The following is an 11,430-nucleotide window of genomic DNA, read 5'->3' as shown; positions in this document are numbered from 1 at the left end:
GTTGCGGGCCCGCTCCGTTGCGTCACGGCTCAATCACACGGAGGCGCGGGCCCTTCGGTAGAGGACCACACCGCCGAGCAGCAGGCCGGCGCCCGCCGGGATCACGAGCCCGAGCGAACCGGCACCGGTGTGCGCGAGTTCGTCGGTGCCCTTGGGCGGCGTGACGGTGTTGGTACCCGGCGTGTTCGGGCCCGAGGGCTCGATCGGCGTTGCCGGCTCCCCGGGTTCGCCGGGCTGGCCGGGCTCTCCGGGCTGGCCGGGCTCTCCCGGTTCGCCGGGCTCACCAGGTTCCCCGGGCTCTCCCGGCTCTCCGGGCTCACCAGGCTCTCCCGGTTCGCCGGGCTCACCAGGTTCCCCGGGCTCTCCGGGCTCTCCCGGCTCCCCGGGGTTGTTCCCGTCCGAGCCGTTGGCGCAGTCGTTGCCGAACGCGCCGTTGCCGAGGCCGCCGATCGTCACGCTGTTCCCGCACGCGTTGACGGGCACATCGACGGGCACCTGGACGCTGTTGCCGGAGGCGACTCCGGGAGAGTTCGCCGTGCCGCCCTCGGCGTGGGCACCTCCGCCGTGGTCCGACGTATTGGCGCAGTTGTTCCCGAACGCGGGGTTGAGCAGCCCGATGACGTTCACGGTGTTGCCGCAGATGTTGACCGGCACATGCACCGGAGCCTGGACCGAATTCCCGGAAAGCACCCCCGGGGAATTCGACGCGCCCCCCTCGGCGCCCGAGTCCGCGTGCGCGTAGCCACCACTGAGGGCGGCGAGCACGCTGCCCGCGGCCGCCGCGGTGATCAGGCCTTTTCGCGCGACCTGTCGCATAGCTGGTTTCCTGCCTTCTGACTTCCGGATTACCCCGGGCGCCTCGCCCGGGGGTGGAACACGGGCGGCCCCGGAGTGCATGGCGCGCACTCCGAGGCCGCCGGGGTCACTCCCTCACGGGGCAAGACTCAACGTCAGTCGTTGACACAGACGTTGCCGAAGGCGGGGTTCAGCAGCCCGATCACGGAGACCGTGTTGCCGCAGACGTTCACCGGGACGTGGATGGGCGCCTGGATGACATTGCCCGAAAGCACACCCGGGGAATGCACGGCGGCACCCTGCGCGCCCGAGTCTGCGACGGCCATGCCCGCACCCGCGAGAACCAGACCACCAGTGGCAGCCGCAGCAGCGACGACCTTCTTGATCATTATTCCTCCTTGTTGGCAATGCGGTCCCAGCCGCGGGCCGCACACCTGTAACGAGGAGGGGTTAATGGGGCTACTAGCTTATGGTCCCATTCACTCTTTTCAGTCAAATACGCACGCGTGGACGAATGCTGGAGTTTCGTTTCAGCAGATCGAGCGGTTTAGTCGCCGCTCCCTCAGCTCGCGTCGAGGAAACGGTCCAGTACCCGCACCCCGAACTTCAGACCGTCCACCGGCACCCGCTCGTCCACGCCGTGGAACATGCCCGCGAAGTCCAGCTCCGGGGGCAGCTTGAGCGGCGCGAAGCCGAAGCAACGGATACCCAGGTCGTCGAAGGACTTGGCGTCGGTGCCGGCGGACAGCATGTACGGAACGGCGCGCGCGATCGGGTCCTCGGCGACCAGGGCCGTCTGCATCGCCTCCACCAGCGCCCCGTCGAAGGAAGTCTCCAGCGCCTTGTCGGCGTGGACGTCCTCGCGCTTGACCCGGGGCCCCAGGATCCGGTCGAGATCGGCGAGGAACTCCTCCTCGTATCCCGGCAGGAACCGGCCGTCGACGTGCGCGGTCGCCTGCCCGGGGATGACGTTCACCTTGTAGCCCGCACCCAGCTGGGTCGGGTTGGCGGTGTTCTGCAGTGAGGCGCCGATCAGCTTGGCGATGCCACCGAGCTTGGCGAGCGTGTCGTCCATGTTCTCCGGGTCGAGCTCGGTGCCGAGAGCGTCGCCGAGCTCGTCGAGGAAGTGCCGGAGGGTCTTGGTGACCCGCACCGGGAACTTGTGCCGCCCGAGCCGTCCCACGGCCTCGGAAAGCTCGGTGATCGCGTTGTCCTTGTGGATCATCGAGCCGTGCCCGGCGCTGCCGTCCACGGTCAGCTTCATCCAGTGCATGCCCTTCTGGGCCGTCTCGATGAGGTAGAGCCGCAGCTGCTCGTTGACGGTGAAGGAGAAGCCGCCGACCTCGCTGATCGCCTCGGTCACGCCCTCGAAGAGCCCCGGGTGCTTGTCGACCAGATACCTGGCCCCGTACGCACCGCCCGCCTCCTCGTCCGCGAGGAACGCCAGCACCACGTCGCGCGGCGGCTTGCGGCCGCTGCGCAGCCGGTCCCGTACGACCGCGAGGGTCATCGCGTCCATGTCCTTCATGTCCACCGCGCCACGGCCCCAGACGCAGCCGTCGGCGATCTCCCCGGAGAAGGGGTGGTGGGTCCAGTCGTCGGCGTTGGCCGGTACGACGTCGGTGTGGCCGTGGATGAGCAGCGCCGGCCGGGACGGGTCCTCGCCCTCGATCCTCGCCACGGTGGAGGCCCGGCCCCGGTGCGACTCGATGATCTTGGGCTCCAGGCCGACCTCGGCGAGCTTCTCCGCCACGTACTCGGCGGCCGCCCGCTCCCCCGGGCCGGAGTGGTCGCCGTAGTTGCTGGTGTCGATCCGGATCAGATCGCGACAGAGGTCGACGACCTCGTCCTCGCCGGAGATCCTCCGGGCGGTGTGCGACTCGCTCACGCTGTTTCCTCCCACTGTCGCTCTGGTGGTCCGCCCTCATCCTCCCGCGACCCCGGCTCGCGCCAAAGGGTGCCCGGGTGATGACACACGCCCGAAACGGGACGAGGTGCGGGGCGGGTGGCGCGGGGGTGGGCAGAGGGCGGACGGAAACGGAGAGGGGACGGAGAAGGGGACGGACAGAGGCCGGACAGGGGCCGGACAGAGGCCGGACAGAGGCCGGACAGGGGGCGGACAGGGGGCGGACAGGGGGCGTGATCGGGCACTCCGAATGTTTGCTATGGTTTTCCACGTCGGAACGGCCCAGGGCCGCAAGACAGACACCTGGTCCGGGTGGCGGAATGGCAGACGCGCTAGCTTGAGGTGCTAGTGCCCTTTATCGGGCGTGGGGGTTCAAGTCCCCCCTCGGACACCAGCATCGAACCCCAGCTCAGCTGGGGTTTTTTGTTTTTGCGGGACCGTACGGAGGCGGGTGCTCTAGCCGTGGGACGCAGGAGACGGGCCGCCCCGGTGGCGCCGCTGGCGCAGCGCGACGGGATCGACCCGGTGCGGATCCGGCTGCCCGCCGATCCGGACGGGACCTGGCGGACCGTACGGGATCATCTCGTCGGGCGGTTCGCGGGGGCGGTCGGGGCCGAGCGGGTGGATGCCATGCTGCGGGAGGAGCGGTTCGTCTCGGCGGACGGGCCGGTTGCCGCCGAGGAGCCGTACAGGGCCGGACGGTATCTCTGGTTCCACCGGGATTTCGCGGCCGAGCAGCGCGTCCCGTTCGAGATCGGGATCGTGTACCGGGACGCTCATGTGGTGATCGCCGACAAGCCGCACTTCCTCGCGACGACTCCGCGCGGCCGGCACATCACCGAGACCGCGCTGGCCCGGCTGCGCCGTGATCTCGAGCTGCCGGAGCTGCAGCCCGCGCACCGGCTGGACCGGCTGACGGCGGGGCTCGTGCTGTTCGTCGTACGGCCCGAGGACCGCGGCGCGTACCAGACGCTGTTCCGGGACCGGCGGGTGCGCAAGGAGTACGAGGCTGTGGCTCCGTACGACCCCGGGGTGGCGCTGCCCGTCACCGTGCGCAGCCGGATCGAGAAGGATCGCGGGGTGCAGGCCGCCCGGGAGGTGGCGGGCGAGCCGAACAGCGAGAGCCGGATCGAGCTGCTGGAGCACCGCGGCGGGCCAGGGCACGCGAGCCCGGCAAGATCCGGAAGACAGGCCCTCGGCCGGTACCGGCTGCTGCCGGCCACCGGCCGTACCCATCAGCTGCGGGTGCACATGAACGCCCTGGGGCTGCCCATCCTCGATGATCCGGTGTATCCCGTGGTCCGTGCGGACGGGCCGGAGGACTACCGGCGGCCGTTGCAGCTGCTCGCGCGGGCCCTGGAGTTCACCGACCCGCTCAGCGGGCGGGAGTGCCGGTTCGAGAGCGGGCTGCGGCTTTCGGCGTGGTGACCGTGCCGGTCACAGCATCACCACCGAGCGCAGGACATCGCCCTCGTGCATCCGGGCGAAGGCCTTCTCGATGTCGCCGAGGCCGATGGTCTCGGTGACGAAGGCCGCGAGGTCGATGCGGCCCTGCTGGTGGAGATCGATGAGCATGGGGAAGTCGCGGGACGGCAGGCAGTCGCCGTACCAGGAGGACTTGAGCGCGCCGCCGCGGCCGAAGACGTCGAGGAGCGGGAGTTCGAGCTTCATCTCGGGCGTCGGAACGCCGACGAGAACGGTCGTGCCCGCCAGGTCGCGGGCGTAGAAGGCCTGCTGGTACGTCTCGGGGCGGCCGACGGCCTCGATGACGACGTCGGCGCCGAAGCCCCCGGTGAGTTCGCGGATCGCCTCGACGGGGTCGGTGGTGCGGGAGTTGACGGTGTGGGTGGCGCCCATGGAGCGGGCGGTCTCCAGCTTGCGGTCGTCGATGTCGACGGCGATGATCCGGGCGGCTCCGGCGAGCCGGGAGCCGACGATCGCCGCGTCGCCGACGCCACCGCAGCCGATGACGGCGACCGAGTCGCCACGGCTGACGTTTCCGGTGTTGAGGGCGGCGCCGATGCCCGCCATCACTCCGCAGCCCAGCAGGCCCGCCACGGCCGGGGAGACCGACGGGTCGACCTTGGTGCACTGGCCGGCGGCGACCAGCGTCTTCTCGGCGAAGGCACCGATGCCGAGAGCAGGCGAAAGCTCCGTCCCGTCGCCCAGCGTCATCTTCTGCCGGGCGTTGTGGGTGTCGAAGCAGTACCAGGGCCTGCCGCGCCGGCAGGCCCGGCAGCGGCCGCAGACCGCGCGCCAGTTGAGGATCACGAAGTCGCCGGGGGCGACGTCGCTGACGTCCGGGCCGGTCGACTCCACGACGCCCGCGGCCTCATGGCCGAGGAGGAAGGGGAAGTCGTCGTTGATGCCGCCCTGCTTGTAGTGGAGGTCGGTGTGACAGACCCCGCATGCCTGGATCTTCACCACGGCTTCGCCGGGGCCGGGGTCGGGGATCACGATCGTCTCGACCCGCACGGGTTCGTTCCTGCCGGGGGCGACGACCCCCTGGACCTGCTGCGCCATCGCAGTGCTTCCCTTCCTCGGGGACTTCCGCGTACAGCTGTCCCGCCCCACTATTCCCGAAACCACTCCTGATTCCCGGAACCACTCCTGATTCCCGGAACCGCTCCTACTTCACGAAACCACTCCTGATTCCCGAAACCGCTCCCGAAGGCCGCCGCCGAAACGGCGAGGCCCCCGCGGGATGTCCCGCGGGGGCCTTCCGTGCAGCGCGTACCGGGACGCGGTGGCGTCAGAGCTGCTTGTGTCCGGCGGCGATCCGCTTGACCTTCTTGCGGACGACGAACCAGCCACCGACGAGCGCGAGCGCGATCAGCGGGAGGCAGTTCACCGTGGTGCGGCTGATGCCGCCGTCCATCCACATCAGGACCAGCACGGAGGCGAGGAAGACCAGGGTGATGATCTGGGTGAACGGAGCCCAGGGCAGCTGGTAGCCGGGGCGGGTGACGCGGCCGTCCTTGGAGCGGTTCCAGAACAGCAGCGAGCAGACCATGATCATGCCCCAGGTGCCGATGATGCCGATGGAGGCGAAGTTCAGCACCAGTTCGAAGGCGTCGCCCGGCATGACGTAGTTCAGGACCACGCCGAGGACACCGAAGCCCGCGGTGAGCAGGATGCCGCCGTAGGGCACGCCGCCCTTGTTCATCACACCGGTGAACCTGGGCGCCGAGCCGGACATCGACATCGAGCGCAGGATGCGGCCGGTCGAGTACAGGCCGGAGTTCAGGCTGGACAGGGCTGCGGTGAGCACGACGAGGTTCATCACGCCGGCCGCGCCCGGGATGCCGAGCTTGTCGAAGACGGTGACGAACGGGCTCTGGTCGCCGGTGTAGGCGGTGTACGGCAGCAGCAGGGCGAGCAGGACGACCGAGCCGACGTAGAAGAGGCCGACGCGCCACATGATCGAGTTGATCGCCCTCGGCATGATCTTCTCGGGGTTCTCGGTCTCACCGGCGGCGACGCCGCACAGCTCGACGGAGGCGTAGGCGAAGACGACACCCTGGATCAGCAGCAGCATCGGCATGACACCGGTCGGGAAGACGCCGCCGTTGTCGGTGATGGTGGCCAGGCCGGGGGTGTGGCCGCCGACCTCGTGCTGGGTGACGACGAGGTAGATGCCGATGAGCATGAAGATCACCAGCGCGGCGACCTTGATGATCGCGAACCAGAACTCCATCTCGCCGAAGTACTTCACCGAGATGAGGTTGGCGGTGAGGACCACGGCGAGGGCGATGAGGGCGAGCACCCACTGCGGGATGTCGCTGAACATCGCCCAGAAGTGAGCGTAGGTCGCGGCCGCGGTGATGTCGGCGATGGCGGTGGTCGACCAGTTCAGGAAGTACAGCCAGCCGGCGGTGTAGGCGCCCTTCTCGCCCATGAACTCACGGGCGTACGAGACGAAGGCACCGGAGGAGGGCCGGTAGAGCACGAGCTCGCCGAGCGCGCGCACGACGAAGAAGGCGAAGACGCCACAGACCGCGTAGGCGATGAAGAGCGAGGGGCCGGCGTTGGCCATGCGTCCGCCGGCGCCGAGGAAGAGGCCCGTACCGATGGCGCCGCCGATGGCGATCATGTTGATGTGCCGCGACTTGAGGTCCTTGCGGTACCCGGCGTCACCGGCGTCTACGTGGGGGGAGCCGGTTGCCGGAGGCCCGGCGACGGGCGTATCGGCCGCAGTCATGGTGCGGTCACTCATGTAGGTGTTCGCCTTCGTGAGGGGGTGTGCGGTACCCGGTCAGATGCCGGCGGCCTTCCGTGGTGAGGAAGACAGTCACCACGGCTCGGCCTCGGGGGCGCAGAAGGCCCGAAAGCTCATAGTCACGGCAACCCTGGGATTTTGGCAGTGGCGCACCTCACTCAGATACAGATCTGAGGTATTTCAGAGGTTGCGACAAGGTGAAGCAAGGACGCCATGATCCTCAGGGGGCGAGTACGTCCAGCTCCTGGAGCGCCCCGAAGGCGATCTCCCGCGTAAGGGTCTCGGCCCGGGCTGCGTCGCCTTCGCGAACGGCTTCGGCGACCTGCACATGGAGGGTCACGGCGGCCGGGTCCGGGTTCTCGAACATCACTTGGTGGTGGGTGCGGCCGGCGAGGACCTCGGCGACGACATCGCCGAGCCGGGCGAACATCTCGTTGCCGGAGGCGTTGAGCACGATCCGGTGGAAGGCGATGTCGTGCTCCAGATACGCCTCCAGCTGATGGCCGCGGGAGGTGGCGACCATGCCGAGCGCGCACTCGGTGAGCGCCGCGCACTGCTCGGGGGTGGCGTTGCGGGCGGCGAGCCCGGCGGCGACCGGCTCGATCGCGGAACGCAGCACGGTCAGTGAACGCAGCTGGCGGGGGCGGTCGGCACCGGCGAGCCGCCAGCGGATGACGCGCGGGTCGTAGACGTTCCACTCCGCTGTGGGGCGTACGGTCACGCCGACGCGGCGCCGGGATTCCACCAGGTGCATCGACTCCAGGACGCGGACCACTTCACGGACGACGGTGCGCGAGACGTCGAAGCGCTCGGCCAGCTCGTCGGTGCGGAGCACATTGCCCGGCGGGTACTCACCCGCGGTGATCGCCAGGCCGAGGCTGTCGAGGACGTGTGTGTGCAGCCCGTGGCCCTCTGTGGTCATGGCCCAAGCCTACGGGGCGGGCCGGCGAGCAAGACGAACAATAAGTATGACGTTTACATCTCAACCTCTTGAATAAGTCATACCTAATGCGTTTCAGTAGCGCGACGGCTCGACGTCGGACCGCTGCCGGATCCGTGCCCGGACCCATGTCGATGACGTCGGACCGATGTCGAAGAAGACAGCGAGGCACCCATGAGCACCCCCCACGTCGTCGTAGTGATGGGCGTGGCAGGGACCGGCAAGACCACGATCGGACCCCTGCTCGCCGAACGCCTGGGCGTTCCGTACGCCGAAGGCGACGACTTCCATCCCGCGGCCAACATCGCCAAGATGTCGGCCGGCGTCCCGCTGGACGACGCGGACCGGGCGCCCTGGCTCGACGCGATCGGGCAGTGGGCGCACGGCAGGGCGGGCCTGGGCGGCGTGGTCGCCAGCTCCGCGCTCAAGCGGGTCTACCGGGACCGCCTGCGCGCCGCCGCACCCGATGCCGTCTTCCTGCACCTGACCGGCGACCGTACGCTGATCGAGCGGCGGATGGCCGAGCGCAAGGGGCACTTCATGCCCACCGCGCTGCTCGCATCGCAGTTCGCCACCCTGCAGCCGCTGCAGGAGGACGAGGCCGGCGTCTGTGTCGACGTCACCGGCTCCCCCGAAGAAATCACCGAGCGAGCCGTCGCCGCGCTGCGCCGGCTCGAAAGCTAAGGAATCACGTGACCAGTCTCAGCGTCGAGATGCTGGCAGCGGACGCCACCGAACCGATCACCTCGGCGGGCAACGCACAGCTGGGCATCGCCGTTCTCGCGGGCATCGCCGTCATCGTCGTGCTCATCACCAAGTTCAAACTGCATGCCTTTCTGGCACTGACGATCGGCTCGCTGGCGCTGGGCGCCCTCGCCGGAGCTCCGCTGGAGAAGACCATCGAGTCCTTCACCAAGGGCCTCGGCACCACCGTCGCGGGCGTCGGCGTGCTCATCGCGCTCGGCGCGATACTCGGCAAGCTGCTCGCCGACTCGGGTGGCGCGGACCAGATCGTGGACACGATCCTCGCGAAGGCGAGCGGCCGGTCCATGCCCTGGGCGATGGTGCTGATCGCGTCGGTCATCGGGCTCCCGCTCTTCTTCGAGGTCGGCATCGTCCTGCTGATCCCCGTGGTGCTGATGGTCGCCAAGCGGGGCAACTACTCGCTGATGCGGATCGGCATCCCGGCCCTCGCGGGCCTGTCGGTGATGCACGGCCTCATCCCGCCGCACCCCGGCCCGCTGGTCGCGATCGACGCCATCGGCGCCAACCTGGGTGTCACCCTGGCGCTCGGCCTGGTCGTCGCCGTACCCACGGTGATCATCGCCGGTCCGGTGTTCTCCAAGTACGCCGCCCGCTGGGTCGACATCCAGGCTCCGGACGGGGTGACGTTCTCCTCCGGAGGTTCCTCCCAGGCCCCCGCCGAGCGCTCCTGGGAAAACCTGGAGAAGCGGCCCAGCTTCGCCGCCACCGTCTCCACCGTGCTGCTGCCGGTCGTCCTCATGATGGCCAACGCCCTGGTCGAGATCGTCGTCGACGACCCCGAGAACCCGGTTCAGCGCGTCACCGACGTCGTCGGCTCGCCGCTGATCGCCCTGCTCTCGGCCGTGATCGTGGGCATGTTCACGCTCGGCCGGGCCGCCGGCTTCAGCAAGGGCCGGATCGCCTCCACGGTCGAGAAGTCCCTCGCCCCGATCGCGGGCGTGCTGCTGATCGTGGGCGCCGGCGGCGGCTTCAAGACGACGCTGATCGACATCGGCGTCGGCCAGATGATCCTGGACTTCTCCAAGAACTGGGCGATCCCGACGCTGCTGCTGGCCTGGCTGATCGCGGTGGCGATCCGGCTGGCGACCGGTTCGGCGACCGTGGCGACGATCTCCGCCGCCGGTCTGGTCGCCCCGCTCGCCGCCGGCATGGGCACCGCCGAGGCGGCGCTGCTGGTGCTGGCGATCGGTGCCGGTTCGCTCTTCTTCAGCCACGTCAACGACGCCGGATTCTGGCTGGTGAAGGAGTACTTCGGGATGAGCGTCGGCCAGACGATCAAGACCTGGTCGGTGATGGAGACCATCATCTCGGTGGTCGGCATCGCCTTCGTGCTGCTGCTCTCCCTGGTGCTGTAGCCCCTTCTCCCTGGTGCCGCGGCCCCTCCGGGCGCCAGTCGTCAGCGGTCAGCCGTCAGCCGTCAGCCGTCAGTCCTTGTCCGGGTCCCACAGCGGGTGTTCCCGACGGGCCCACGGCCGCTCGACCGACCCGGTGCGCATGCCACGGCGTGCCTCCGGGTCGGCGAGCGCCATTCCGATGTGACCGATGAGGACGAGGCCGATGGTGAGCGCCAGCCAGTCGTGCACGAAGGTCGCGCTCGTACGCCACACCAGCGGGGCGAGATGCGTGAACCACATCAGCAGCCCCGTGCCGAGCATCACCAGCACCGCGCCCGCGATCCAGGCCGCGTAGATCTTCTGTCCGGCGTTGAACTTGCCCGCCGGACGGGAGGACGGCCGATGGTCCCGGCGCCGTACGGCCCGCAGCCACGTCCGGTCGTGCGGACCGAAGCGGTTGAGCCGCCCCAGATCCGCCCGGAACGCGCGCGAAGCCAGCCCCAGCAGGAACGGTGCGGGCAGCAGCAGTCCCGACCACTCGTGCAGGGTCACCACGAGATGGCGGCGGCCGACGAGTTCGGCGATTCCGGGGACGTACAGTGCGGCCGCGGTCGCGACGCACAGCAGCATCAGGGCCGCAGTGGTGCGGTGCACCCAGCGCTCGGCACGGCTGAACCGCCGTACCGGAACCGGGCGTTCAGACGGTGGGGGCGTCGTCGCGGCCGTTGGACCGGCCGACCCAGGCGTCGACGTCATAGCCTCTCTCCTCCCAGTAACCGGGCTGCACTTCGGAGGTCAGGGAGATTCCGGAGAGCCATTTCGCCGACTTGTAGAAGTACATGGGCGCGATGTAGAGACGCACCGGGCCGCCGTGCGAGTGGCTGAGCGGCTTGTCCTGCATACGCAGGCAGACCAGGACGTCGGAGCGACGGGCCTGGTCGAGGGTGAGGCTCTCGCTGTACGTGCCGTCGAAGCAGGTGAACCGGATGGCCCGGGCCTCGGGCCGCACCCCGGCCGCGTCCAGCAGGTCCGAGAGTCTCACGCCCTCGAACGCGGTGTCGGGGACGCGCCAGCCGGTGACGCACTGCACGTCGCGCACGATGCGGGTCTGCGGCAGCGCCCGCAGGGCGTCCAGTGTGTACGTCGTGGGCCGCTCGACCAGTCCGTCGACGGTGAGGCGGTAGTTCTTCCCGTTCTTGTGCGGTACGGATGCGGCGACCGAGTAGTAGCGGAAGCCGCCGCCGTTCGGGAGCAGCCCGGTGAGCTTGGTGGGGTCCTTGTCCGCGACCGAGCCGAGGAAGGCTTCGAGGCCGCGCTGCAGATACGGGGCGGCGGCGACGCCTGCGGCGCCGAGGCCGAGGACCGAGAGCACCAGACGCCGCCCGACGGGCGTGCCTTCGGCATCGGGGCTCGGGGCTGAGTCGGTGTCCTTCACATTCCGATTCGAGCACCCGCGGCCGCCCGAATCCAG

11 protein-coding genes and 1 tRNA gene are annotated in these 11,430 nt (G+C 69.4%); 4 read left to right on the top strand and 8 right to left on the bottom strand.

Annotated elements, in window-relative coordinates; genetic code table 11:
• Positions 1 to 33: 33 nt before the first annotated feature.
• The 3 genes from ACWGI8_RS28960 to ACWGI8_RS28950 all read right to left on the bottom strand — a co-directional run bounded on the left by ACWGI8_RS28960 (position 34) and on the right by ACWGI8_RS28950 (position 2,683).
• The gene (locus ACWGI8_RS28960; protein ID WP_453665298.1) at positions 34 to 816 is read right to left on the bottom strand and encodes a chaplin; all 783 of its coding nucleotides are present in this window, start codon (positions 814 to 816) and stop codon (positions 34 to 36) included.
• A gap of 134 nt (positions 817 to 950) precedes the next feature.
• Positions 951 to 1,184, bottom strand: a complete 234-nt coding sequence (gene chpH, locus ACWGI8_RS28955) for a chaplin ChpH (RefSeq protein WP_453665297.1) — start codon at positions 1,182 to 1,184, stop codon at positions 951 to 953.
• 173 nt (positions 1,185 to 1,357) lie between these two features.
• On the bottom strand, positions 1,358 to 2,683 hold the full coding sequence (locus ACWGI8_RS28950; RefSeq protein ID WP_453665295.1) for a M20/M25/M40 family metallo-hydrolase: 1,326 nt from the start codon (positions 2,681 to 2,683) through the stop codon (positions 1,358 to 1,360).
• A 324-nt stretch (positions 2,684 to 3,007) separates the two neighbouring features.
• Here ACWGI8_RS28950 and ACWGI8_RS28945 point away from each other — a divergent pair.
• Together ACWGI8_RS28945 and ACWGI8_RS28940 are read left to right on the top strand one after the other, a co-directional pair.
• A tRNA-Leu gene (locus tag ACWGI8_RS28945) sits at positions 3,008 to 3,095 on the top strand.
• Between the two features lie 68 nt (positions 3,096 to 3,163).
• Positions 3,164 to 4,129, top strand: coding sequence for a pseudouridine synthase (locus tag ACWGI8_RS28940; RefSeq protein WP_453665293.1), 966 nt, complete (start codon positions 3,164 to 3,166; stop codon positions 4,127 to 4,129).
• A 9-nt stretch (positions 4,130 to 4,138) separates the two neighbouring features.
• Here the strand turns inward: ACWGI8_RS28940 and ACWGI8_RS28935 are convergent, their stop codons facing one another.
• The 3 genes from ACWGI8_RS28935 to ACWGI8_RS28925 all read right to left on the bottom strand — a co-directional run bounded on the left by ACWGI8_RS28935 (position 4,139) and on the right by ACWGI8_RS28925 (position 7,842).
• Positions 4,139 to 5,224, bottom strand: coding sequence for an S-(hydroxymethyl)mycothiol dehydrogenase (locus ACWGI8_RS28935; RefSeq protein ID WP_453665292.1), 1,086 nt, complete (start codon positions 5,222 to 5,224; stop codon positions 4,139 to 4,141).
• 229 nt (positions 5,225 to 5,453) lie between these two features.
• Entirely contained in the window at positions 5,454 to 6,917 is a 1,464-nt protein-coding gene (locus tag ACWGI8_RS28930; protein ID WP_453665290.1) for an amino acid permease, read from the bottom strand.
• A gap of 223 nt (positions 6,918 to 7,140) precedes the next feature.
• On the bottom strand, positions 7,141 to 7,842 hold the full coding sequence (locus ACWGI8_RS28925) for a FadR/GntR family transcriptional regulator (RefSeq protein WP_453665288.1): 702 nt from the start codon (positions 7,840 to 7,842) through the stop codon (positions 7,141 to 7,143).
• Between the two features lie 192 nt (positions 7,843 to 8,034).
• Between ACWGI8_RS28925 and ACWGI8_RS28920 the strand changes: the two genes are divergently transcribed.
• Positions 8,035 to 8,544, top strand: coding sequence for a gluconokinase (locus tag ACWGI8_RS28920; RefSeq protein WP_453665287.1), 510 nt, complete (start codon positions 8,035 to 8,037; stop codon positions 8,542 to 8,544).
• Positions 8,545 to 8,552: 8 nt separating this feature from the next.
• Positions 8,553 to 9,980 carry a GntP family permease gene (locus tag ACWGI8_RS28915; protein WP_453665286.1) on the top strand — a complete coding sequence of 476 codons (1,428 nt, stop codon included), beginning with the start codon at positions 8,553 to 8,555 and terminating at the stop codon, positions 9,978 to 9,980.
• Between the two features lie 69 nt (positions 9,981 to 10,049).
• Here ACWGI8_RS28915 and ACWGI8_RS28910 read toward each other — a convergent pair whose 3' ends face one another.
• Both ACWGI8_RS28910 and ACWGI8_RS28905 read right to left on the bottom strand, forming a co-directional pair.
• On the bottom strand, positions 10,050 to 10,715 hold the full coding sequence (locus ACWGI8_RS28910; protein WP_453665284.1) for a cytochrome b/b6 domain-containing protein: 666 nt from the start codon (positions 10,713 to 10,715) through the stop codon (positions 10,050 to 10,052).
• Positions 10,657 to 11,394: a molybdopterin-dependent oxidoreductase gene (locus tag ACWGI8_RS28905; RefSeq protein WP_453665282.1), complete on the bottom strand. Its 738-nt coding sequence runs from the start codon at positions 11,392 to 11,394 to the stop codon at positions 10,657 to 10,659. Before ACWGI8_RS28905 ends, ACWGI8_RS28910 begins: the two co-directional genes overlap by 59 nt.
• Positions 11,395 to 11,430: the final 36 nt, after the last annotated feature.

The organism is Streptomyces sp. NPDC054841, assembly GCF_053611045.1.
Note: the sequence above shows the minus strand (reverse complement) of the source record. Positions and strands in the feature narration are given on the sequence as shown.